This is a genomic window from Gilliamella sp. W8128, from assembly GCF_016100545.1.
Taxonomy (GTDB): Bacteria; Pseudomonadota; Gammaproteobacteria; order Enterobacterales; family Orbaceae; genus Gilliamella; species Gilliamella apis.
In genome coordinates this window covers 1-23,599 of record NZ_JACFSE010000007.1, presented here as the reverse complement: position 1 = coordinate 23,599, position 23,599 = coordinate 1, and the positions used below count along the sequence as shown (strand labels likewise).

Genomic DNA, 23,599 nt, shown 5'->3' with positions numbered 1-23,599 from the left:
TAATCTCTATTTAAAGCCACGTGATGATTTTATAAGATCGTAAGCAGCTTGAATTTCTTGTGCTCGCTTTTTGGCTGCTTCTAACATCTCTTTTGGTAAGCCTTTGGATACCAATTTGTCTGGATGATGTTCATTCATTAATTTGCGATATGCTCTTTTAATTTCAGAAATTTCAGCAGATGAATTTATTCCTAATATTTTATAAGCATTTGCTAAATCTGATTGCCTAGTACTGCTTTGGTAACCACTATAATTATGATTTTGTTGATATTGATGTTGACTGTTTTGTTGATTGTACTGATATTCTTGACGGAAATGAAAGCTTCCCATCATCATTTGAATATATATTGCCATTTGTGGCCGTGGAATACGAAACTCATCGGCAACAATGAAAAGAATCTCTGACTCTTTGTCATCTAAATGACCATCAACTAAAGCTGCTTGAATTAATTGTTCGCAAAAGATATTTAAGACATTACGTCGATAACGATATTGGTGATATAACTCACTTAATCGTGATCGAAGTGGGTAATCACTCGCTTTACCACGATTGAATGATTCTTGCGCTAATTGACGATTTGTCGAATCAAGTTGGAGTCGATCCATAACTTGCCGAGCCAGATTAATATCATCACGAGTAACAACCCCTTTAGCTTTACTTAAATGCCCTAATACTTCAAAAACAACCGTTAAGTATAAGTTTGGATTAGATTGTGTCCTTTTCTCAGTCAATTTATTACCAAATGCTTGATATAGCATTGGGCCAATAAATAATCCGAGTATAAATCCCCACCCAGATTTTAATACTGAACTCAGTATTAAACCGGTAATAATGGACCAGATCAAAGACATATTATTCGTTTACCTCAATTCGATCTATTTTTTGCAATCCACGTGGTAATGATGTGCCTTTACGAGCACGCTCCGCTCTAAATTTTTGTAAATCAGCTGGATAAAGTGTAAGTTTGCGTTTACCAACATATAGAGTTATAGATGTTTCTGGTGTTATCAACATCATATAAGCGAGGCTATCATCGCTACCAGAGAGTGAAATAATTTTATTGCCTTTACCTTTAGATAATTCTGGTAAATCTTTTACTGGGAATATCAGCATTCTTCCTGCTTTAGTAATTGATAACAGCAAGCTTTCTTCTGATAAAATCTCTATTGGTGCTAATACATCTGCATCTTTAGATAAATTAATCACTGCTTTACCATTACGGTTGCGCGCAATTAAATCATTAAATTGACAGATAAAACCGTATCCAGCACTCGATGCAAGTAAGAATTTTTGTTGTTCATTGCCTGACATCAATACATGTTCAATGGTTGCTCCAGCTGGTAATGCCAGTTTACCAGTAAGAGGTTCGCCTTGTCCTCTAGCTGATGGTAATGTACTTGGCTCAATAGCGTAACTGCGACCAGTTGAATCGATAAATACCACTGGTTGATTACTTTTACCTTTTGCTGCGGTTTTAAAACTATCACCTGCTTTATAACTTAATCCTACAGGATCGATATCATGGCCTTTAGCAGCTCTGACCCAACCCATTTCTGATAATACGATTGTAACTGGTTCAGAAGGGATTAACTCTTGTTCAGTAATTGCTTTGGCTTCACTGCGTTCGACAATTGGTGAACGACGTTCATCACCATATTTTTCAGCATCAGCTTGTAGCTCTTTTTTGATTAAATTACTTAACTTTCTTGGTGAAGCTAATAATGCTTGCAGTTGATCTCGCTCTTTAGCCAGTTCGGCTTGTTCACCTTTGATTCGAATTTCTTCTAGTTTAGCTAAATGGCGGAGTTTTAATTCTAAGATAGCTTCAGCTTGTGTTTCGCTTAAGGCAAATCTTTGAATTAATTCTGCTTTTGGGTCATCTTCATGACGAATGATTTCAATCACTTCATCAATATTTAGAAAGGCAATTAATAAACCATCTAAAATATGTAGTCTTTTTAGTATTTTATCTAAGCGATAATTTAAGCGACGGGTTACAGTAATGCGTCGATATTCTAACCATTCAGTTAGGATCTCAACCAATCCTTTAACAGATGGACGATTATCTAGTCCAATCATGTTCATATTAACACGATAACTTTTTTCTAGATCAGTAGTGGCAAATAGATGATTCATTACTTGCTCTAGATCTACACGATTAGAACGTGGCACAATAACCAGACGAGTCGGATTTTCGTGATCGGATTCGTCACGTAAGTCTTCAATTAACGGTAGTTTTTTAGCGCGCATTTGGCTAGCAATTTGCTCTAAAATTTTAGCACCAGAAACTTGATGTGGCAGATCAGTAATAACAATGTCGCCATCTTCTTTTTTCCAAACTGCTCGCATACGTATTGAGCCACGGCCAGTTTTATAAATTTTGGCGATATCTTCCGGAGAGGTAATAATCTCTGCTTCTGTTGGGAAGTCAGGGCCTTTTATGTGCTCCATCACTTCGCTAAGTGTTGCTTTTGGATTATCAGCTAACATAATAGCTGCATTCGCCACTTCACGAATGTTATGAGGTGGAATATCGGTTGCCATACCTACCGCAATACCGGTAGTACCGTTTAATAAGATATTCGGCAATCTAGCTGGCAACATTTTTGGCTCTTGTAATGTACCATCAAAATTGGGCGTATAGTCGACAGTGCCTTGTCCTAACTCACCTAACAATAATTCGGCATATTTTGATAGACGTGATTCGGTATAACGCATTGCAGCAAATGATTTTGGATCATCGGGTGCCCCCCAGTTTCCTTGCCCATCAACTAATGGATATCGATAAGAAAACGGTTGCGCCATTAATACCATTGCTTCATAACAGGCAATATCACCATGAGGATGGTATTTACCTAAAACGTCACCAACAGTACGGGCTGATTTTTTAAATTTTGCTTGAGCATTTAGTCCCAATTCTGACATTGCATAAACAATGCGACGTTGTACTGGTTTTAAGCCATCGCCAATAAACGGCAATGCGCGATCCATAATGACATACATTGAGTAGTTTAAATAGGCGCTTTCGGTAAATGTTCGTAGCGACTGAACTTCTACTCCGTCATGAGTTATTTCACTCATTATTGTTCCTCTAAATTATTCTGTATATTAGACATCAAGTTCAACTTGGTCACCTTTTTCTTGTAACCATTCTCGGCGATCTTCGGCACGTTTTTTCGCCAGTAACATATCCATTAATGCCATTGTTTCTTCGGCATTATCTAGTGATAACTGCACTAATCTACGGGTGTTAGGATCCATTGTGGTTTCGCGAAGTTGTAATGGATTCATTTCACCCAACCCTTTGAAACGTTGAACATTTGGCTTACCTTTTTTACGTTTAAGCTGATCTAAAATCCCTTCTTTTTCTTCTTCATCAAGGGCGTAATGAACTTCTTTACCTAAATCGATACGATACAGTGGTGGCATGGCGACAAAAATATGACCATGTTCAACCATGGCTCGAAAGTGACGAACAAACAGTGCGCACAGTAACGTGGCAATATGCAATCCATCTGAGTCAGCATCGGCTAAAATACAGATTTTACCGTAGCGTAATTGACTTAAATCATCACTATCAGGATCAATACCAATAGCTACTGAAATATCATGAATTTCTTGCGATCCTAATACTTCGTCAGATGAGACTTCCCAAGTATTTAATATTTTACCTTTCAACGGCATAATTGCTTGATATTCACGATCACGGGCTTGTTTAGCCGAACCGCCAGCAGAATCACCTTCGACTAAAAATAGTTCAGTGCGACTTAAATCTTGTGATGCACAGTCAGCCAGTTTACCCGGTAAAGCTGGACCACTGGTTAATTTTTTACGGATGACTTTTTTGGATGCTCTTAAGCGTTTTTGCGCACTGGAAATTACCATCTCAGCAAGTAATTCGGCAATTTGTACATTTTGATTCAACCACAGGCTAAATGCATCTTTAACAATAGCTGAAACAAAAGCTGCACTTTGTCTTGATGATAAACGTTCTTTGGTCTGACCGGCAAATTGCGGTTCTTGCATTTTTACTGATAACACATAGGCACAGCGTTCCCAAATATCATCGGCGGTTAATTTTAAACCACGCGGTAATAAATTACGAAACTCACAAAATTCACGCATGGCATCAAGCAATCCTTGACGTAAACCATTGACATGAGTTCCACCTTGCACCGTTGGAATTAAGTTAACGTAACTTTCAGTTAACAGTTCGCCACCTTCTGGTAACCAAAGTAATGCCCATTCAACCGCTTCTGTTTCACCTGTATGGCTACCAGTAAATGGTTGTTCCGGTAATAGTGTGTAACCACTAACTGACTCTATCAGATAATCTTTTAAACCGTCTTGATAACACCAGCGTTGCTCAGTACTGTTAATTTTGTCTTTAAAAATGATTTCCAGTCCTGGGCAAAGTACAGCTTTCGCTTTAAGCAAATGAGTTAAGCGAGGTACTGAGAAGCGAGGAGAATCAAAATATTTTTCATCAGGCCAAAAACGTACTTTTGTACCAGTATTTCGTCGGCCACAGGTGCCAATTACATGTAAATCTTCGACTTTATCACCATTTTCAAAGGCGATTTGGTAAACTTGTCCATCACGGTTTACAGTGACTTCTACTCGTTTGGATAAGGCATTGACAACAGAGATACCTACCCCATGTAAACCACCAGAAAATTGATAATTTTTGTTGGAGAACTTACCACCAGCATGTAAGCGACAAAGTAATAGTTCAATAGCCGGTACGCCTTCTTCAGGATGGATATCAACAGGCATACCTCGACCATCATCAATAACCTCAAGTGAATTGTCTTCATAAAGGGTAACTTTCACTTGGCGAGCATGACCAGCAATAGCCTCATCGACACTATTATCAATCACCTCTTGCCCTAAATGATTGGGACGAGCTGTGTCAGTATACATTCCAGGACGATGACGAACAGGATCGAGCCCTTTTAAGACCTCAATATCAACTGCATTATAAGTGGATTGTGACATAACTTTTCTGTTTATTCGATTAAATGGGCTTATTATACCAATCTTTCCTTAAGATGCATGAAATTAAATTTATAATAAAAAGCAAAGCCATTTTTTTATTGATAATAATTCTTATTTCATTAATTTATTTTAAGTTAATTTCGATTTTAGTCTTTTTTCTGTTTTATAATCTTAACTATAGTATTATGATAATGACATGCCAAATATAAATAAGCGAATAGGATGAGCAAGTCAGATAATCAGATAACTCGGCGCGATTTTTTACAAAAATCATTGGCAATCGGTAGTGTGGCCGCATTAACCAATGATTTACAATTGCCTTTTGCTTATGCCGCGCCAGAGGCAGATCTTGCCAAGACCTCGGTACCTAATCCAACGAATCAAGAAAAGATTTTTTATAGTGCATGTTTAGTTAATTGTGGTAGTCGTTGCCCGTTAAAAGTACATGTTAAAAACGATATTATTACTAAAATATCTGCTGAAGATGGGATTAATGATGCGGTCTTTGGTCAACATCAAATCCGTCCTTGTCTGCGTGGACGAGCTGTGCGTTGGCGTACCTATGATCCGGAACGGCTAAAATATCCAATGCTACGAATCGGTAAACGAGGTGAAGGCAAATTCAAACGCATCTCGTGGGACGAAGCTATCGATCTATTAGCAGAAAAACTCAAATATACTATTAATCGCTATGGCAATGAAGCTATTTATTACCAATATGGTACGGGTACGACAGGGGCAAATATCTCAGGTCGTAATGCCTGTAAGCGATTTTTAAGTTGTATCGGTGGTCACCTGAATTATCATGGTGATTATTCAAGTGGACAGATCACCGCTATTCAACCTTTTATATATGGTAATGCTAAAGAGTCGTTGCTAGACCAAATCAAACATTCTGATCTAGTTGTGATGTTTGGACATAATGTTGCTGAAACTAGAATGTCGGGTGGTGGACAGGTTGCTGAGTTATATACTGCATTAGCACAAAGTAAAGCAAGGGTAATTATTATTGATCCACGCCGTAGTGAAAGTGTCGTTGGTTTTAATGCTGAGTGGCTGCCGATTATTCCTGGTACTGACGCTGCGTTAGTCGCTGCAATCATTTATGCTTTGCTTGAAGAAGATCGTGTTGATGAGGCGATGCTTAACCAATATTGTGTGGGTTGGAATGCTGATACATTACCTGAAAGTGCTCCGCCTTTTAGCGATTACAAATCTTATATTTTGGGACTAGGGCACGACAGAACCGCAAAAACGCCAGAATGGGCAGCTAAAAAAACCGGTATTCCAGCTAAACAAATTCGGCAGTTGGCATTAGATATTGTTAATGCTAAAGCAGCATGGATTTCACAAGGTTGGGGGCCTCAGCGCTGGCAAAATGGTGAGCATACTACAAGGGCGATTATGATCCTACCGGTTATCACCGGTCAGTTTGGTAAGCGTGGTACTAACATTGGTACTTGGGGCGGTAGCGTAACTTATCCTGTGCCTGGCTTGAATATGGTTAACCCGGTTAAAACCAGTATTCCTTTCTTTTTATGGACGAAGGCAATTGATGAACCGTTAAGCATGACTGCGAAAAATTCTTATATAAAAGGTAAAGATAAATTAGATGTGGGTATTAAATTTATCTGGAGCTATGCTAGCAATGTTATTGGTAATCAACACTCCGATCTCAATCGGACTCATCAAATTTTACAAGACGAATCAAAATGTGAATTTATTTTAGTTTGGGATACCCATATGACTGCTTCAGCAAAATATGCGGATCTACTGTTACCGGATGTCTCTTCTGTAGAGAGTAATGATTTAATCAATAATTCATATGCATCAGGTGCTTATCATTATTTTATTCGTTTGCAACGAGCAATAAAACCACTTTGGGAAAATCGTCCTGCTTATGAGGTTTTGACTGAATTGTCAGCGAAAATGGCAGTTAAAGATAAATTTACTGAAGGTCGGAGTCAAGACGATTGGATTGCTTATAGTTATGAAAAAATGCGTAAGCTCAATCCTAATTTACCGACTTTTGCCGAAACAGATGGAATGGGGATTGTAGATCGTAAATTAGCTGATAGCGATGCACAGATCGGATTAAAAGCTTTTCGCGATGATCCAATAAAAAATCCATTAAATACGCCGTCAGGTAAAATCGAAATTTATTCAGAAGCATTAGCAAAAATTGCCAATGAATGGGAGTTTGATGACGATGATAAACTTTATCCTATACCGGCATATTTACCGGCAATAGAGGGCAGTGAAGACCTGCAAACACAAGCGAAATATCCTCTACAACTAATCGGTTTTCATATCAAAGGGCATTGTCATTCAAGTTATAGTAATCTTCCGCAACTGCGAGAAGCGGTAGCTAGTAGTCTCTGGATTAATCCAGTGGACGCAGAACAAAGACAGATAAAGCATGGTCAATTGGTTGAAGTTTATAATGACCGAGGTCGACTTTACATTCCAGCTAAAGTGACACCACGGATACTGCCAGGAATTATCGCTCTTCCGCAAGGATTATGGGCCAAGACTAATGCTGCTGGCATTGATATTGGTGGTTGCATTAATCGTTTAACCTCCTTACGACCATCTGTGCTTGCTAAATCTAATCCTCAGCATACCAATTTGGTTGAAATTAAACCAATAGCAGCTATGCCGTCGGCATCTTAATCGGAAGGAGATGGTTTAAATGCAATATGGTTTTTATATTAATTCTACCAAATGTACTGGTTGCAAAACTTGCCAAGTAAGTTGTAAAGATGAAAAAGATAATGCGCTTGGTGTTCATTTCCGCCGTATTTATGAATATGGCGGTGGTACATGGAAGCAAGTAGATGGATGTTGGCAAAATGATACATTTACCTATTATTTGTCGATCTCTTGTAATCATTGTCAAGAGCCAACCTGTGTACAAGGTTGCCCAACTGGTGCTATGCATAAACGCCAAGAAGATGGGTTAGTGGTAGTAAATCAAGATGTGTGTATTGGTTGTCGCTATTGTGAAATGCGTTGCCCCTACGGAGCACCACAATATGATCATCAAAAAAAGGTAATGTCTAAATGTGATGGTTGTTATGAACGTGTAGCGCAAGGTTTAAAACCTGTATGTGTTGAGTCTTGTCCTCAACGCGCTTTAGATTTTGATGACATTGATAACTTGCGTCAACGTTATGGTGATGAGTGCGATATTGCTCCATTACCTAGTTCAGATTTAACCAAACCAAGTATTGTGATAAAGCCACATGCGCAAGCTAAAGCATCGGGTGACTCGCTTGGTAAAGTGCTTAATCCAGAGGAGGTCTAGTATGCATGAACTTCCACTGGTATTTTTTACGATATTTGGGCAATTATCCGCAGGAATGATCCTACTTAGTGGTTTGTTTTATCTTGTTTATCGTTCAAAAAACAAATTGGCTATCACTCAAAAAATTAATGCAGTAGCGTTAATTTTCATGGCGATCGGTATGGCGATTGCATCATTTCATTTAGGTCAACCATTACGAGCATTCAATGTGATTTTTGGTATCGGCCGTTCACCAATGAGTAATGAAATTTTTACCTTTGGCTTATTATTTGCTATGACATTTGCTTTTGTCTTGCTTAACTATTTTGTCTTGTATCCAAATAGTAGCAAATTACAAATCATCAAACCTCTGTGCCAAAAAATTAACCGTATACCACATTTAAACTATTTATTGGCTATGATCTTGGTTATTTTAAGCCTATTTTTTGTTTGGACCATTGTATTAACCTATATGTTAGCAACAATAAAAACGTGGAATAGTTGTTATACAGCGATACAAATGTATACTGCGATGTTGGTATTGGGGGGAATTGCCGTTACTTGGTTAGGACTATATCGAATAGGTTATTGTGCTTTTTTTATTGGTAGTTTACTGATTCTGCTATTAAAAATGCCTTACTTAAAGCTAATGAGTGAAATTGCTCCAGACTTAACCTCTAATCAATATTGCTGGATAATAGCCCAGTGCGCATTATTAATTATTTCTATCACATTGGTTTTATTTGCGATTTTAAGAAAGCAACATCAGGTAATGATTTATCTATTGGCTTTTATTGGCGTATTTATCGCAGAAATTTGCGGACGTATCACTTTTTATAATTTGTGGATGATAACCGTTTAATTGTGCGGTAATTGATGGTAATGGCATAATTAATTGGCTAATCAATATAGGATTGAATAATTTGGATAATCTGACTTCTATCACATTGGCGAAATTATTAGGCGCTTTTTTTTATTATCCGCCTACCAGTAAACAAGTCGCTGGTTTAATTGATGGATTATTACAGCTAGATCAGTTAGCAAAGTGGCCAAACCAACAATTAGTAACTGAACAATGCCAAATCTTGACTACTCAGATACAGCATCCAGAAATAGAATATCAATTCTCACTATTATTTGAAGGGCAAGGCATTATGTCGGCGCCACCATGGGGTTCAGTCTATTTAGATCAAGAAAAACTACTAATGGGTGAATCACAAGAACGCTATCGAGAATTTTTACAGCAGCAAGGGTTGATTCTTGATACGGGTATGAATGAGCCAGAAGATCAGTTTGGATTGATGTTAATGGCATATGCGATACTACTAGAAAAGCAGCAATTTGCTGCTGCACAGCAGTTAATGACCGAATACCTTTTAAATTGGGCACCAATGTATTTGGATTGCTTAAAACAAAATCAAGTCAGTCTATTTTATCAAGCATTAGCGATTATTGCTGAACAATATTTGCAAATGGTATAACTCTGATTATATAGCAAATAAAGCGCTCACTTATTTAAGTAAAAATATGCATTGATAGCTGTTGTTTGCAGCTTTTTAACGAACAGGTATAATCCGCCTATTATGATTCAGGACAATGACAATCTATGTTAGCTTATTTACAACTGATGCGATTAGACAAGCCAATTGGTTGCTTACTGCTACTTTGGCCAACATTGTGGGCGATTTGGCTTGCTACATCTACGCCATCTGTTCATGTTGTTGTTGTGTTTGTTGTTGGTGTGATTGTTATGCGCTCAGCTGGTTGTGTGGTTAATGATTACGCTGATCGGCATTTTGATGGTAAAGTCGAACGTACTAAGAATCGTCCTCTCGCGCGTGGCGCATTGAGCGAAAAAAATGCCTTATACACTTTATTCGTATTACTGCTGATTGCGCTTGGTTTATTGCTTACTTTGGATAAATTAACTTGGTTAATGGCTGGTTTTGCATTAATCACGGCAATGATTTATCCATTTATGAAACGTTACACACATTTACCCCAAGTGACTTTAGGCATTGCCTTTAGCTGGGGAATTCCGATGGCCTATGCGGCAACAATAGCTCAATTTCCGATAACTTGTTGGTTACTGTGTTTAGCCAATATTTGTTGGACAATAGCTTATGATACCGAATATGCTATGGTCGATCGCGATGATGATCTTAAAATAGGCATCAAGTCCACTGCTATCCGATTTGGTGACTATGACAAGTTTATTATTGGATTACTGCAAATCATAACCTTAGTTTGCCTGACATTGATCGGCATAAACAATCATTTTCAGCAATTTTATTATATTGGTTTAATCATCGCCTTATTGCTATTTATTTATCAACAATGGTTGATCAAAGACCGTGATAGAAGCAACTGTTTTAAAGCGTTTATGAATAATAATTATGTAGGATTGTTTATATTTATAGCGATCTTGGTTAGTTAAAAACACATTTACCATCATTATTTAACTTCCATCGCGGACATTAATCGCTTTAAATGATATATCTTAAATTGTAAAAGTGTAGCTTATTAAAAAAGTAAAATGGTGGTATAGACTCCTCAATATTTTTTACAAGATTATTCTCAATTTTTTAAATTATTGAATTTAATTTGCCAGCGCCATTCGGAAGAGAAATACTATTGTAATATAGGTAAGGTAGGCATTTACCTACCTTTAAGGTTATTCGATTGCTAGTAGTAAAACAAACATATTATTTGCAAGTTAATGGTATAGACTCCTTAATATTTTTTACATCTATACCAGCTAATTTATAGATTTTGTTCTGCTAATGTGGCTTGCACTATTCGCATGGCATCGAAGGTTTCTTTGACATCATGAACACGGATAATTTGCGCTCCTTTCATTGCTGCAATAACTGCACAAGAAACACTACCTAATACACGTTCTTTAGGGGGAACATTTAGCACTTGCCCGACCATCGATTTTCTTGACATGCCAACCAAAATTGGCAAATTGAAGTGATGGAATTTTTCCAGTGTAGCCAATAGACGATAGTTATGGGCTAACGTTTTACCAAACCCGAAGCCTGGATCAAGGATGATTTTTTCCCGAGCAATGCCAGCAGTTACACATCGTTGGATATGTTCTGCAAAAAATGAATCGACTTCTTGATAGATATCTTGTTGGTAATGAGGTGCATTTTGCATCGTTTTGGGATCACCTTGCATATGCATAATACATACTGGTAATTCCGTTTTTTGTGCTGCTTTTAATGCTCCAGGTAAAGTTAATGCCCGAATATCATTAATTAAATGTGCACCAGCTTTGGCGGCTTCTGTGATGACTTCTGGTTTTGATGTATCAACTGAAATCCAAACGTCAAAATAGCGAGCAATTTTTTCCACTAGCGGTATAACTCGATCAAGTTCTTCACTGGTTGAAACATCAGCAGCACCAGATCGAGTTGATTCTCCGCCAACATCAATAAAGGTTGCCCCAGCTTGAATCATATTATCAACTCGCCGCATAGCATCATCAAGATTGTTGTAATTACCGCCGTCAGAAAAAGAATCTGGCGTCATATTAACAATTCCCATTACTTGAGGAAAAGAGAGATCCATTACGTGATTTTGAAAACGAATTTCCATGATTTTAGGCCTTATTTTATTAATATTTTTAATGCTAATTGCACTGTTGCAATGCTGAAGTATGATTGTTAGTACTGGTTTATTATTTCACAAAATTAATTGCGGTTGGATGATAAAAAACGCGCCGAAGCGCGTTTTAGATTTAGTCGTAATTAATTTTCTGATTGAGGTGGTATGTCTGTTCCCTCATTTGGTATCTCTTTTGCTGCTTGTTCATCACTTTCAGTCCAATCTTCTGGAGCAGTAATTGGTCTACGAGCAATCAAATCAGCAACTTGTTTTGCGCCAATGGTTTCGTATTTCATTAATGCATCTTTCATCGCATGAAGTACGTCCATATTGTCAGTTAAAATTTTACGTGCTCGTTCAAAGTTACGATCGATTATTTTTTTAACTTCTTCATCAATAATTCGCGCAGTTTCATCAGAGATATCTTTTGGTCGGCCATAAGATGAATTATCATCCATTTCATAAAATAACGGACCTAAACGATCAGAAAAGCCCCATTGGGTAACCATTGCTCTGGCATATTGAGTGGCAACTTTAATATCGTTAGATGCACCAGTTGAAACTTTATCAACACCATAAATCAGTTCTTCGGCAAGACGTCCACCATATAGCGTGGCGATATCACCTTCTAATTTTTCTCGGCTTTCACTAACTCGATCGCCTTCAGGTAAGAAGAACGTTACCCCTAATGCTCGGCCACGAGGGATGATAGTTACTTTATGGATTGGATCATGATCAGGCATTAAATAACCGATAATGGCGTGTCCAGCCTCATGATAAGCGGTTGAGATAAGTTGCTCTTGTGTCATGGTTAATGAACGTCGTTCTGTACCCATGTTGATCTTATCTTTGGCTTCTTCAAACTCGTCCATCGTGACTAAGCGTTTGTTACGTCGAGCTGCAAATAGTGCTGCCTCATTGACTAGGTTTGCCAATTCTGCACCAGAATAACCAGGGGTACCACGAGCAAGTACCGATAAATTGACATCTGAACCAAGTGGCACTTTTTGTACATGAACTGCTAGAATTTGTTCACGACCTTTCATATCCGGTAAGCCAATTTGTACTTGGCGGTCAAAACGACCAGGACGAAGTAAGGCTGGATCTAGGATATCAACACGGTTGGTTGCAGCAATTATGATAATGCCACTATTAGCTTCGAAACCATCCATTTCAACTAACATTTGGTTAAGAGTTTGTTCGCGTTCGTCATGGCCACCCATTGAACCGGCACCACGTTTACGACCAACAGCATCGATTTCATCAATAAAGATAATACATGGTGAATGTTTACGTGCTTGTTCAAATAGATCACGGACACGTGAAGCACCCACCCCAACAAACATTTCAACAAAGTCTGAACCAGAAATACTAAAGAAAGGTACATTTGCTTCACCAGCGATGGCTTTAGCTAGTAATGTTTTACCGGTACCTGGCGGTCCAACCATTAAAATACCTTTGGGAATACGACCACCAAGTTTTTGATATTTTCCTGGGTCTCGTAAAAAATCGACAACTTCGGTAACTTCTTGTTTCGCTTCTTCACTGCCTGCAACATCGCTAAATTTAGTCTTAACTTGGTCAGGTGTTAACATTTTAGCTTTACTTTTACCTACCGACATTGGTCCACCTTTACCACCACCTTGCATCTGGCGCATGATAAAGAACCAGAAACCAAGTAGTAAAATAATCGGGAACCACGAGATTAAAATGTTAACTAATAAGCTTGGTTTTTCGTCAGGGCTGCCATAGACCGCAACATCATTTAGCACCAAATTATCAACTAACTTTTCATCCAAATAAGGGATATAAGTAACATAATTATTACTCCCTTTGGTGGTAGCAACGATTTCGCGGCCATTAATATGCACTTCTTTCAGTTTGCCACCCGTTACATCCGCATTAAATTTGGTGTAATCGACTTGAGGACCGCTATTGGATATTGAGCTGAATTGACTAAAAACAGCAATCAATACGACGGCGATAACACCCCAGATCAGTAAATTCTTTACCATGTCGTTCAAAAGAAAAACCTCTCATAAAATTAATAGTTACGACTAAAATTAACCAAGTATGGTACTACAAAATTGTACGGCTGGCTACTTCATCCCCATTGCTACAATATATACTTCTCGAGACCGTGCCCGCGAGGCTTCTGGCTTGCGAATTTTGACTGTTTTAAACAGTGATCTTACTGTTTTTAGATATTCTTCAAATCCCTCACCTTGGAATACTTTAACGATGAAACTACCATTTGGAGCAAGAACGTCTTTACACATATCTAATGCTAATTCAACTAAATACATAGCTCTAGGTATATCAACGGCGGGTTGTCCACTCATATTTGGTGCCATGTCGGACATAACAACTTGTACTTTTTCTTCACCAACTCGCTCAAGTAGGGCATTTAATACCGCTTCATCACGAAAATCACCTTGCAAAAAGTCAACGCCAACGATAGGATCCATTGGCAATAAATCACAGGCAATAATTCGCCCTTTATTGCCAATGAGAGATGCAACATATTGTGACCATCCTCCTGGTGCAGCGCCTAAATCCACCACAGTAATTCCTGGTTTAAATAATTTGTCACTTTTTTGTATTTCTTCTAATTTGAACCATGCTCTGGATCTCAGGCCTTTTTTTTGTGCTTGTTGCACAAAACGATCGTTAAAATGTTCATTAAGCCAACGAGTAGAGCTTGCTGAGCGTTTTTTGTTACTCACAGAGAATAAATCCTTAATGTAATGAGGTCACTTCAATTGATTACAAATATATATAAGGGTAGAATAGCAAAATTACAACTTAATGTGATAAAAAATTAATGAATTTATCGAATAAACAAAAACAGTATTTAAAAAGTGAAGCTCATCATTTAAAACCGATAGTGATGATTGGGGCTAATGGATTTACCGAAGGCGTGCTAGCTGAAATTGAAAATGCCTTAAATTTCCATGAGTTAATAAAAATTAAAGTATCCGCTGAAGATCGTGAAACTAAAAAGCTAATTTGTGAAGCAATCATCCGCGAAACAAAAGCTTTAGCTGTACAACAGGTGGGTTCTATTTTTACGATATACAGACCGAGTGAAGAGAAAAAAATTACACTACCAAAATAAAAAATAGGGCTAATCGCCCTATTTTTTTGCAACAGTTTAATTAAATATATTCAACTTTAACAATATCAAATTCAACATCGCCACCAGGTGTTTTAATTTGTACTGTATCACCATCTTCCTTGCCAATAAGTCCACGAGCAATTGGAGAGTTAACTGAAATTAAATTCTGTTTGTAATCCGCTTCATCGTCGCCAACGATTCGGTAAGTTGTTTCTTCATCGGTATCAATATTTACTACTGTGACGGTAGCACCAAATATAATACGACCGGTATTTTTAACTTTAGTGATATCGATAATTTGTGCTTGCGACAATTTACCTTCAATTTCTTGAATACGACCTTCACAAAATCCTTGTTGCTCTCTCGCAGCATGATATTCAGCGTTTTCTTTCAAATCACCGTGTGCTCTAGCTTCAGCAATAGCGGCAGTAATTTGAGGTCTTTTTACATTTTTAAGTTCTTCAAGTTCTGCACGTAATAATTCGGCTCCCTTTACTGTCATTGGGATCTGTTTCATTTCGGTTTTTTCCTATATATAGTAAATAAAAAGAATAACAAATGTTCATCTTAATCAAAAGAGAGGTAAATTATTAATTTGGTTTGTTATTCTAATGTTACAATTGGCTTTAGTTATATATTAACTTCAAAACTAGTTTAACAACAAATCATTTATAGCAAAATCAAGTGCTATTTTAGTCAAAATCGGGTATCGTAATACAATTCAACCCTTCATTATAACTATTTAGCTTATTTATGAGACGATTACGATTTAGTTTAATCATCCTCTTTTCGATTTTCTGGTTGTTAATTGTAGTTGGCTATTTTTTGTTACAGACCAATTTTGGTGCCAAAATAGTAAGCCAACAATTATCAAAGCTGGGTGCCTATTCTATTACAATTGGTAAAATAAATCATTCCTTTGCTAATTTTTATGAGTTAAGCGTTGATAATTTATTGGTAAAAAAAGATCAGCAAGAAGTAGCTAATATTGGCAAATTAATCATTGGTTTTGATAAGCAAAATTTGTGGCAGCTTCATCATTTTAACTATATCAATCTCATTGATGCCACGCTAGATGGTTCTCAAATCAGCGAATCGAATTTTACAGCAAATATGTTACGGTTGTATAACACAACCTTAAAATTTTCATTGAATAATGCTCAAGCCCCCTTGTTGTTAAAACAAATTAATGGTGGTATAAAACCGTTTGATTTGCCGAGTAAACAACCATATCAATTTGATTTTACTGCCCAGCAAGTATTGTTTAAGCAAAAGGCTGTAGATAATGTGTTATTACAAGGATATTACCGTGATGGTATAACTTCAATTACTAATTTAGGTGGTAATATTGATAATGGTTTTTTTGTTAGCAAATTAAAAATGCTAGCAGAAGGTAGTTTGGATATAGCACAATTAAAATTAAATAATATACATTTTAATGCTAATAATGGGACTGATTTAAACAGCTATTTGTCTGAGCTGCCAAAATTCAAATTACAAGAATTTTCGATATTTGATAGTAATATTCAATTACCTAATTTAGTAATAGAAAAGGGTAATATGGAGATAACTAACATTGGTTATGATAATCAGTGGCAGTTACAGCAAAGTAATTTCATTATTAGTGCTGATAATGTTGTGTGGTTTGATGAAATATTTTCATCATTATTACTGCAACTATCTTGCAAAGATGATGAAGTAGACATTTTAAAAGCGGTCGCAGGGTGGAGTGATGGTAATGTCCATTTAACTGGTAACTGGAAAAACAATGTATTACATTTACAAACATTATTACTAGCCAGTATTAATTATCAGTTACCTGATGACTTAAAACAACGGTTATTACCTAATATATTCAATCAAGTCGATATTGATCAGCTAACTGTTTTGCCAAGTACGTTAATCAGCACTAAGTCTGACTATCCATTTAATCTCACAGATTTTAATGTTTCAGGAACCAACATTAGGTTAGTGGAAGATAAAAAGTTTGGCATATATTCAGGCTCGTTATTTTTTAAAGCTAATGATGCAACAATTAATAAAATTGCGGTTAAATATCCTAATTTATCGGTGAATTTTGATAGTCAGCATCGAGCATTATTAAGTTTTAGCGCATTAATTAATAGTGGTCAGCTTGATGCAACCGCAACGATAAATCCTTTGCAAACCGAGTTTGAATCATTACATATTATTGCTAAAGGGATTACTAGTGAACTGTTAAATCGATGGAAGTTAGTTGAAACTTCGCCTGAATCATCAAATTATCGTGTTGATTTACATGGTGAAATTTCACCATTTAGCCTATCTGGGACATTTTTTACCAATGATAATGAGTATTCAATTCATTCACAACATTGATTTTAATAAAATTATCCTTATATCTGTTTTGAGATTTATTTAGTTTTAAATGAGGAAACGATGTATCTAGTAAGATTAGATAAATGGTTATGGGCGGCTCGGTTTTATAAAACTCGTTCCATCGCTCGCGATATGATTGATGGTGGCAAAGTCCACTATAATGGTCAACGAGCAAAACCAAGCAAAATTGTTGAAGTTGGTGCTATATTAACCCTTAGACAGGGCAATGAACAAAAAACAATTCGTGTCTTAGCTATTAGTGATCAACGTAGGCCGGCTAGAGAAGCAGAATATCTTTACCAAGAGACCTTAGAAAGCATAACCAAACGAGAAAATATTGCTGAGGCTAGAAAACTTAATGCATTAACTATGCCGCATCCTGATCGAAGACCAGATAAAAAAGAGCGGCGAACATTAATTAAATTTAAATATGATAGACAACAAGGCGACAAGAATTAATATGGATACTTTAAATCGGTTTTTATTTGATAATCATTCGGTTCGTGGTGAGATTACTCGACTTGAAAATACCTACCAAGCAATTTTAGAAAACCATACTTATCCTATAGCTGTACAAAATTTATTAGGTGAATTGTTAGTAGCAACCAGTTTATTAACCGCGACTTTAAAATTTGATGGTGATATAGCGGTACAATTACAAGGGGATGGCCCGCTGACATTAGCGGTAGTAAATGGTAACAATGAGCAGCAACTACGTGGCGTTGCACGAGTTAATGGTGAAATTGCAGATAATGCTACTCTTAAAGATATGGTGGGTAACGGCTATATTGTCATTACCATAACACCTAAAAAAGGAGAGCGTTATCAAGGTATTGTTGGTCTTGAAAAGGACACTTTAATTGGTTGTATAGAAAATTACTTTATGCAATCTGAACAACTTCCTACCCGTTTATTTGTCAAAACAGGGGTTCATAATAACAAACCGATGGCAGCAGGTATTTTATTACAAGTATTACCGGCAAATGAAGATATTGAACAATCATTTGAACATCTCTGTGCATTGACGGAGACTATCACTAGCGATGAGTTATTCCAATTGCCAACTGATGAGATATTATATCGTCTTTATAATCAAGAAGAAGTTCGTTTATTTGAGACGCATGATATTGTGTTTAAGTGTGGTTGTTCACGACAACGTTGCGAAGATAGCTTAATGACATTACCAGCTAACGAAGTTGATGATATTCTCAATGAAGATGGTGGTAAGATTGATATTCATTGTGATTATTGCGGTAAACATTATTTATTCGATGCTATTGATATAGCAGAGTTAAGAAACAAGAAAAGTAATAATTATCATTGAGTTATAAAAGGGCCACTAAAGTTATAAAATTTTAGTGGCAAAGTGAAATATAGGGAATTAAACCCGTAGTTAATTTATCAAAATAATTTCAACTCACCAAATTAATATTATCGGTTTAGCATAACTTTTTTGTAAATTATCTTTACAAATAGATCGATTAATATTCTGCATACGACATCAATAAGTTATTTTTATAAGAGTATCTGTATGATTAACTAATTATGTGAATATTTTCCACAATGGCCTCATGTCCTAATACTTTCCAAGTTATATTGAAATGATATAGGGTAATCGCGTAGTTTTGCTCATGAAGACTTTTTTGTTTATAAGCTGGCCTCGGATCTTGAGAAATGACTTGTTCAATTAGTTCACTTAGTTGTGGATAATTCTGTGTTTGGCTTTGTAAAAATATGTCAGCTTTAGATGAAAATGTTACCTTAAGTTTTTGTGTTGGAAGTTGTTGAGCATAACCAGCTATTGCCTCTGGATGGCTATCACAATAAGGTAAATAGGGTTTTATATCAATTATCGGCGTACCATTTACCAGATCCAATCCACCTAGTTTTAATATCACCTGCTTGTTTTCAACAATAATATCTAGTAATTCAACAACTGAGAGCCCAATATTATTGGGTCTAAATGGTGATCTTGTTGCAAATACACCTAAACTTTTATTGCCACCTAAACGAGGTGGGCGGACGGTTAGTTTTTGTTTGCTAGTATCAATATGATGAAAGTGAAATAATAACCATATATGTGAAAACTGTTCTAATCCCTTAATACTCATGGGATTATTGAATTTATCTAGCAAATGTAGTTCACCTTCAGCTGCTGTAACAAGATTCGGTTGACGTGGTACAGCAAATTTTTCAGTATAGGGTGAGTAAATGATGCCAATTGGCTCAAATTGCGATGTCATTATTAAATTATTGTGTAATTGTTTTAAATCAGCTCCCATCGACAATAGTCGATGAGAGTAAGTTGTTCATAGTTTGCTAATTTAGGATTACCAACCACGAATTGCGCCACCTTTGAAAATTTCATCGGCTTTTTTAGCTACAGCATCAGATTGATAAGCTTTAACAAAGTTTTTAACTCTTTCATCGTCCTTATTCTCTTCACGAGAAACAATAACATTGACATATGGTGATTCTTTATCTTCAACAAAAATACCATTTCTACTTGGGATTAAATTTGCAGGTGCAGCAAAAGTGTTATTGATTATTGCTAAATCAACTTGTGAGTCGTCTAAAGAACGTGGCAGCATTGGTGCTTCAAGTTCAACAATTTTATAGTTATATGGATTGCTAGTGATATCTAATACAGTCGGTAATAGACCTTTGGCTTTATCAACCGTTAACATTCCTTCATGTTGTAATAAGAGTAAAGCACGACCTAAATTAGTAGGGTCATTAGGTATAGCAATAGTTGAATTAGCAGGAATAAAGAATATTTCACCACGAGGTGAAGTCACTTTGACTCCTTCACCAACTTGCTCATCAGCTGCGATTGGTTTTAGTTTTTTGGAATAAGAAGCAATTGGGAAAACGAAAGTATTACCAACTACTGCTAATTTATAGCCTTGTCCTTTCATTTGCTCGTCTAAATATGGTTTATGTTGAAATACATTAACATCAATTAAACCATCGTTTAAGGCTCGGTTTGGCGTGACATAATCATTAAAAATAACTAGCTCAACATCAAGATTAAATCGTTCTTTTGCTTGTTGTTGCGCTATTTCGGCTTCTTCTTGGTCTGCTCCGGCAATCACACCTACTTTTAAAGGACTAACTTTTGCTGGTTCTGCTGGTTTGTTATCAGTAGCAGTGGTTTGTTTGTTATCACAACCGGTTAAGAAAAATGCACTTACTAGTGTGGTTATTAGTGCTAATTTTTTTATAGACATAACTCTCTCCATGATTAATGATGGGTAACACGTTTAACAATAGTATTACCTAAAAATTGAATAAAAAATGTAAAAATTACTAATATATATACTACTGAATCTGTTATTGCTGGTTTATGACTGATGTATCCATACTGTATTGCAAGTTGCCCCAAGCCACCAGCACCGACAGCTCCAGCCATAGCAATATATCCAGTTAATGTGATGAGTGTAATTGTCATACTATTCACAATGACAGGTAATGATTCTGGTAATAAAACTTTATAGATAATTTGTAATGGTGTTGCCCCCATAGAGCGTGCCGCTTCTATTAAACCTTTCGGCACTTCTAATAACGCATTTTCAATCATCCGAGCAACTAATGGTGCTACACCAATACTTAATGGTACAACAGCAGCTTGTTTGCCAATAAATGTCCCCATTAACAAAGCAGTAAAAGGAAGAATCCATAAAATTAATATAATAAATGGTATTGAACGAAAGAAATTCGCAGCAAATGAAATAAGGTTATTTAAAATAGTACAATCTAATATCTGCCCTTTACGTGTGGTAAAAAGCAATACACCTATAGGTAAACCAATAAGTAGACCAAAGAATACAGACAAGGAAACCATATAAATAGTGTCATCGGTAGATTGTGCTATTTTTATTATCATTGCTTCGCTAAAACCATCAAAAGAAGATACAAAAGCAATAAAATCTGACCAAAATTCAAAATGAGATAAATATAAAACTAATGATTCAAATGGTTTAAATGATGGGATAAAATCAAACATAACCTAGTACCTCAACTTTAGTGTTATTCTTTTCTAAAAACGCAATTGCCGATGCTGTACTTTTTTGTTTGCCTTTCATTTCAGTCAACATTAAACCAAATTTAACACCGCCAGCATAGTCCATTTGAGCGCTAATAATATTACTATCAACTTCAAATTCTTTAGCTATTTGAGACAGTAATGGTAAATCAACCGACACTCCTGTGAACTCCATACGAACTAGCGGATTAAGTCCTTCTTTGTGTTCCGGTGTAAGTCTAGCTAAATAATCATCTGGAATTGTAAGATGCAAAGTTGATTGAATAAATTGTCTTGCAATATCCGTTTTTGCATGTGAAAACATCTCGCCAACTGAAGATTGTTCAACTAACTCACCATTACTAATTACTGCTACTTGGTCACAAATCTGTTTAACTACATCCATCTCGTGAGTGATTAATAAAATGGTTAAGCCCAGTTTTTGGTTGATATCTTTTAATAATTCTAATATTGAACGGGTTGTTTCTGGGTCAAGAGCGCTCGTTGCTTCATCACATAATAATACTTTCGGATCACTGGCCAATGCTCTAGCAATAGCGACGCGTTGTTTTTGTCCACCAGATAAATTAGCAGGGTAAACATTCGCTTTTTCACTTAAACCAACAAGAGCAATAAGTTCATTTACTTTTTGTTTAATGACCGCTTTAGGGGTTCTGTTGAGTTCAAGAGGAAAGGCGATATTATCAAATACCGTTCTTGAGGAAAGTAAATTGAAATGTTGAAAAATCATGCTAATTTTTCGACGAACTTCAATTAACTTTCGATTAGATAAATGGGTGATATCTTGGTTATCAAAAAATATTTTTCCACTTGTTGGTTTTTCTAACAAGTTAACGCAACGTATTAATGTACTTTTACCTGCGCCGGATTTGCCAATCACACCATAAATTTTACCTTCTGGAACATGTAACGAAATGTCCTTTAAAGCATGAATAATGGTTTTATTTTGCTCAAATGTCTTTGAGATATGTTCTAATTTTATCATGATATATAACAACAAAAATATGAATAGATAAATATTAAGACGTCTAGACATCTAAGTCAATCAATAATATCCTATATAAAGCTAGAAAAGAAATCCATATAAAAGGAAGACGATTAAACATGAAACCAGCTATATTTTTAGATCGAGATGGGACAATTAATATAGATTATAATTATGTGCACACTATTGATAAATTTCACTTTATTGATGGTGTGATTGATGCAATGCAAGAATTGAAAAAGATGGGTTTTCTATTAGTTATTACCACTAATCAATCAGGAATTGCTAGAAATAAATTTACTCAAGAGCAGTTTGATACCTTAACTGAATGGATGGATTGGTCACTACAAGATCGTGGTGTTGATTTAGATGGTGTCTATTATTGTCCTCATGATCCACTAGTGGATGAATGTGAATGTCGCAAACCAAGTCCTGGTATGATTCAATCTGCAGCTAAAGAACTCAATATCGATATTGCAAATTCTTATATGGTTGGTGATAGGGTTTCTGACTTGTTATCAGGAAAACGGGCTGGGGTTAAAAAAACAGTATTAGTTAAAACTGGTGATGAAATAACTGAAGAGGCGTTAGCACAAGCAGATTGGTTAATTGATAGTTTAGCTGATTTACCAAAAAAGATTAAAGCAGGATTATAATAAAACTATAGCGTTTAATTTAAATGCTGTATATTTTTAATGATGGATGATGTGATTGTTAATCAATAAAATAGTACATTAATTTATAATACAACTATATTTGCTATTCTATTTATGATGAGAGAATATCGAAAAGAATAAAAAGTACGACTATATAGCTGAATGTATAAAAGCAAATAGCTATGGCTCTCGGATAGTTATTTTAAAGATAGTTATTTTAAATTTTGTAGTTTGATTTTTCTTTTATTAAAGAATCTAATCGTAGAATAATGATTGAAAAGGTAAAATTGCTACAAAAGGTATCGTTTTAGTTTGTTTTTAGCTCATCTTGCGTAAAAAAAAGACAAACAAAAATAAATTTGCAATAATCACTTGCCAAAAAAAAAGAAGTGCCTATAATGCGCATCCACTGACACGGCGTCAGCGACAAGCAGACAAAGGTCGTGTTAGTGAGTAAGGTCAAAAATTTTAAAAAAAGATCTTGACGAATAAAAAGGTGTAGCGTAGTATACGCAGCCCTTGAGACAGCAAACTGAAACA

General features: G+C 36.1%; 22 protein-coding genes. 10 read left to right on the top strand and 12 right to left on the bottom strand.

All coding sequences use genetic code 11. The features are described from left to right. Positions 1-6: 6 nt before the first annotated feature. The 3 genes from djlA to parE are packed head-to-tail and all read right to left on the bottom strand — an operon-like array spanning position 7 to position 4,999. Positions 7-852, bottom strand: coding sequence for a co-chaperone DjlA (gene djlA / locus H3U97_RS08290; protein WP_198196619.1), 846 nt, complete (start codon positions 850-852; stop codon positions 7-9). Between the two features lies 1 nt (position 853). Beyond that, positions 854-3,082, bottom strand: coding sequence for a DNA topoisomerase IV subunit A (gene parC, locus H3U97_RS08285; RefSeq protein ID WP_198198696.1), 2,229 nt, complete (start codon positions 3,080-3,082; stop codon positions 854-856). Positions 3,083-3,109: 27 nt separating this feature from the next. Next, on the bottom strand, positions 3,110-4,999 hold the full coding sequence (parE, locus tag H3U97_RS08280) for a DNA topoisomerase IV subunit B (RefSeq protein WP_065614146.1): 1,890 nt from the start codon (positions 4,997-4,999) through the stop codon (positions 3,110-3,112). A 222-nt stretch (positions 5,000-5,221) separates the two neighbouring features. Here parE and H3U97_RS08275 point away from each other — a divergent pair, with 222 nt between their 5' ends. From H3U97_RS08275 to ubiA, 5 genes are all read left to right on the top strand, one after another. Next, on the top strand, positions 5,222-7,672 hold the full coding sequence (locus H3U97_RS08275) for a DMSO/selenate family reductase complex A subunit (RefSeq protein WP_198198695.1): 2,451 nt from the start codon (positions 5,222-5,224) through the stop codon (positions 7,670-7,672). Positions 7,673-7,691: 19 nt separating this feature from the next. Then, positions 7,692-8,306 (top strand): DMSO/selenate family reductase complex B subunit, encoded by a 615-nt coding sequence (locus H3U97_RS08270; protein ID WP_232343785.1) that lies wholly within the window; start codon positions 7,692-7,694, stop codon positions 8,304-8,306. Between the two features lies 1 nt (position 8,307). Beyond that, entirely contained in the window at positions 8,308-9,147 is an 840-nt protein-coding gene (locus tag H3U97_RS08265) for a DmsC/YnfH family molybdoenzyme membrane anchor subunit (RefSeq protein WP_198198694.1), read from the top strand. A 61-nt stretch (positions 9,148-9,208) separates the two neighbouring features. Beyond that, positions 9,209-9,766: a molecular chaperone gene (locus tag H3U97_RS08260; RefSeq protein ID WP_198198693.1), complete on the top strand. Its 558-nt coding sequence runs from the start codon at positions 9,209-9,211 to the stop codon at positions 9,764-9,766. A 125-nt stretch (positions 9,767-9,891) separates the two neighbouring features. After that, complete coding sequence (ubiA, locus tag H3U97_RS08255; RefSeq protein WP_198198692.1) at positions 9,892-10,722, top strand: 4-hydroxybenzoate octaprenyltransferase; 831 nt, start codon at positions 9,892-9,894, stop codon at positions 10,720-10,722. Between the two features lie 326 nt (positions 10,723-11,048). On the opposite strand, the gene folP is transcribed toward ubiA, so the two are convergent. The 3 genes from folP to rlmE all read right to left on the bottom strand — a co-directional run bounded on the left by folP (position 11,049) and on the right by rlmE (position 14,623). Further along, positions 11,049-11,888: a dihydropteroate synthase gene (gene folP, locus H3U97_RS08250; protein WP_198198691.1), complete on the bottom strand. Its 840-nt coding sequence runs from the start codon at positions 11,886-11,888 to the stop codon at positions 11,049-11,051. Positions 11,889-12,040: 152 nt separating this feature from the next. Then, positions 12,041-13,921 (bottom strand): ATP-dependent zinc metalloprotease FtsH, encoded by a 1,881-nt coding sequence (ftsH, locus tag H3U97_RS08245; RefSeq protein WP_370545682.1) that lies wholly within the window; start codon positions 13,919-13,921, stop codon positions 12,041-12,043. A 75-nt stretch (positions 13,922-13,996) separates the two neighbouring features. Further along, positions 13,997-14,623: a 23S rRNA (uridine(2552)-2'-O)-methyltransferase RlmE gene (rlmE, locus tag H3U97_RS08240; RefSeq protein WP_065578175.1), complete on the bottom strand. Its 627-nt coding sequence runs from the start codon at positions 14,621-14,623 to the stop codon at positions 13,997-13,999. A gap of 98 nt (positions 14,624-14,721) precedes the next feature. On the opposite strand from rlmE, the gene yhbY reads away from it, so the two are divergent. Continuing rightward, positions 14,722-15,015: a ribosome assembly RNA-binding protein YhbY gene (yhbY, locus tag H3U97_RS08235; RefSeq protein WP_086320154.1), complete on the top strand. Its 294-nt coding sequence runs from the start codon at positions 14,722-14,724 to the stop codon at positions 15,013-15,015. Positions 15,016-15,055: 40 nt separating this feature from the next. Here the strand turns inward: yhbY and greA are convergent, their stop codons facing one another. After that, positions 15,056-15,532, bottom strand: coding sequence for a transcription elongation factor GreA (gene greA, locus H3U97_RS08230; RefSeq protein ID WP_065578173.1), 477 nt, complete (start codon positions 15,530-15,532; stop codon positions 15,056-15,058). A gap of 236 nt (positions 15,533-15,768) precedes the next feature. Here greA and H3U97_RS08225 point away from each other — a divergent pair, with 236 nt between their 5' ends. Genes H3U97_RS08225 through hslO form a run of 3 tightly spaced genes read left to right on the top strand, consistent with a single transcriptional unit; the run spans position 15,769 to position 18,697 of the window. Further along, the gene (locus tag H3U97_RS08225) at positions 15,769-17,373 is read left to right on the top strand and encodes a hypothetical protein (RefSeq protein WP_198198690.1); all 1,605 of its coding nucleotides are present in this window, start codon (positions 15,769-15,771) and stop codon (positions 17,371-17,373) included. Positions 17,374-17,433: 60 nt separating this feature from the next. Next, positions 17,434-17,832 (top strand): ribosome-associated heat shock protein Hsp15, encoded by a 399-nt coding sequence (hslR, locus tag H3U97_RS08220; RefSeq protein ID WP_065578171.1) that lies wholly within the window; start codon positions 17,434-17,436, stop codon positions 17,830-17,832. A gap of 1 nt (position 17,833) precedes the next feature. Then, complete coding sequence (gene hslO / locus H3U97_RS08215; protein ID WP_198198689.1) at positions 17,834-18,697, top strand: Hsp33 family molecular chaperone HslO; 864 nt, start codon at positions 17,834-17,836, stop codon at positions 18,695-18,697. Between the two features lie 211 nt (positions 18,698-18,908). Here the strand turns inward: hslO and tsaA are convergent, their stop codons facing one another. The 4 genes from tsaA to metN form a co-directional block, all read right to left on the bottom strand. Further along, the gene (tsaA, locus tag H3U97_RS08210; RefSeq protein WP_198198758.1) at positions 18,909-19,619 is read right to left on the bottom strand and encodes a tRNA (N6-threonylcarbamoyladenosine(37)-N6)-methyltransferase TrmO; all 711 of its coding nucleotides are present in this window, start codon (positions 19,617-19,619) and stop codon (positions 18,909-18,911) included. Between the two features lie 84 nt (positions 19,620-19,703). After that, positions 19,704-20,603, bottom strand: coding sequence for a MetQ/NlpA family lipoprotein (locus tag H3U97_RS08205; RefSeq protein ID WP_065614158.1), 900 nt, complete (start codon positions 20,601-20,603; stop codon positions 19,704-19,706). Positions 20,604-20,617: 14 nt separating this feature from the next. Continuing rightward, complete coding sequence (locus H3U97_RS08200; RefSeq protein ID WP_110453845.1) at positions 20,618-21,259, bottom strand: methionine ABC transporter permease; 642 nt, start codon at positions 21,257-21,259, stop codon at positions 20,618-20,620. A 112-nt stretch (positions 21,260-21,371) separates the two neighbouring features. After that, positions 21,372-22,403 (bottom strand): methionine ABC transporter ATP-binding protein MetN, encoded by a 1,032-nt coding sequence (gene metN / locus H3U97_RS08195; protein ID WP_065614159.1) that lies wholly within the window; start codon positions 22,401-22,403, stop codon positions 21,372-21,374. 119 nt (positions 22,404-22,522) lie between these two features. On the opposite strand from metN, the gene gmhB reads away from it, so the two are divergent. Next, the gene (gmhB, locus tag H3U97_RS08190; RefSeq protein WP_065578167.1) at positions 22,523-23,059 is read left to right on the top strand and encodes a D-glycero-beta-D-manno-heptose 1,7-bisphosphate 7-phosphatase; all 537 of its coding nucleotides are present in this window, start codon (positions 22,523-22,525) and stop codon (positions 23,057-23,059) included. 307 nt (positions 23,060-23,366) lie between these two features. On the opposite strand, the gene H3U97_RS11435 is transcribed toward gmhB, so the two are convergent. Continuing rightward, on the bottom strand, positions 23,367-23,599 hold a 233-nt coding region (locus H3U97_RS11435), incomplete at its 5' end, for a hypothetical protein (RefSeq protein WP_232343783.1).

What these genes read in the sequence shown, in the direction of transcription:
- djlA (WP_198196619.1), bottom strand. Translation starts at nt 852, where the DNA reads ATGTCTTTGATCTGGTCCATTATTACCGGTTTAATACTGAGTTCAGTA.
- parC (WP_198198696.1), bottom strand. Translation starts at nt 3,082, where the DNA reads ATGAGTGAAATAACTCATGACGGAGTAGAAGTTCAGTCGCTACGAACA.
- parE (WP_065614146.1), bottom strand. Translation starts at nt 4,999, where the DNA reads ATGTCACAATCCACTTATAATGCAGTTGATATTGAGGTCTTAAAAGGG.
- H3U97_RS08275 (WP_198198695.1), top strand. Translation starts at nt 5,222, where the DNA reads ATGAGCAAGTCAGATAATCAGATAACTCGGCGCGATTTTTTACAAAAA.
- H3U97_RS08270 (WP_232343785.1), top strand. Translation starts at nt 7,692, where the DNA reads ATGCAATATGGTTTTTATATTAATTCTACCAAATGTACTGGTTGCAAA.
- H3U97_RS08265 (WP_198198694.1), top strand. Translation starts at nt 8,308, where the DNA reads ATGCATGAACTTCCACTGGTATTTTTTACGATATTTGGGCAATTATCC.
- ubiA (WP_198198692.1), top strand. Translation starts at nt 9,892, where the DNA reads ATGTTAGCTTATTTACAACTGATGCGATTAGACAAGCCAATTGGTTGC.
- folP (WP_198198691.1), bottom strand. Translation starts at nt 11,888, where the DNA reads ATGGAAATTCGTTTTCAAAATCACGTAATGGATCTCTCTTTTCCTCAA.
- yhbY (WP_086320154.1), top strand. Translation starts at nt 14,722, where the DNA reads ATGAATTTATCGAATAAACAAAAACAGTATTTAAAAAGTGAAGCTCAT.
- greA (WP_065578173.1), bottom strand. Translation starts at nt 15,532, where the DNA reads ATGAAACAGATCCCAATGACAGTAAAGGGAGCCGAATTATTACGTGCA.
- H3U97_RS08225 (WP_198198690.1), top strand. Translation starts at nt 15,769, where the DNA reads ATGAGACGATTACGATTTAGTTTAATCATCCTCTTTTCGATTTTCTGG.
- hslR (WP_065578171.1), top strand. Translation starts at nt 17,434, where the DNA reads ATGTATCTAGTAAGATTAGATAAATGGTTATGGGCGGCTCGGTTTTAT.
- hslO (WP_198198689.1), top strand. Translation starts at nt 17,834, where the DNA reads ATGGATACTTTAAATCGGTTTTTATTTGATAATCATTCGGTTCGTGGT.
- H3U97_RS08205 (WP_065614158.1), bottom strand. Translation starts at nt 20,603, where the DNA reads ATGTCTATAAAAAAATTAGCACTAATAACCACACTAGTAAGTGCATTT.
- H3U97_RS08200 (WP_110453845.1), bottom strand. Translation starts at nt 21,259, where the DNA reads ATGATAATAAAAATAGCACAATCTACCGATGACACTATTTATATGGTT.
- metN (WP_065614159.1), bottom strand. Translation starts at nt 22,403, where the DNA reads ATGATAAAATTAGAACATATCTCAAAGACATTTGAGCAAAATAAAACC.
- gmhB (WP_065578167.1), top strand. Translation starts at nt 22,523, where the DNA reads ATGAAACCAGCTATATTTTTAGATCGAGATGGGACAATTAATATAGAT.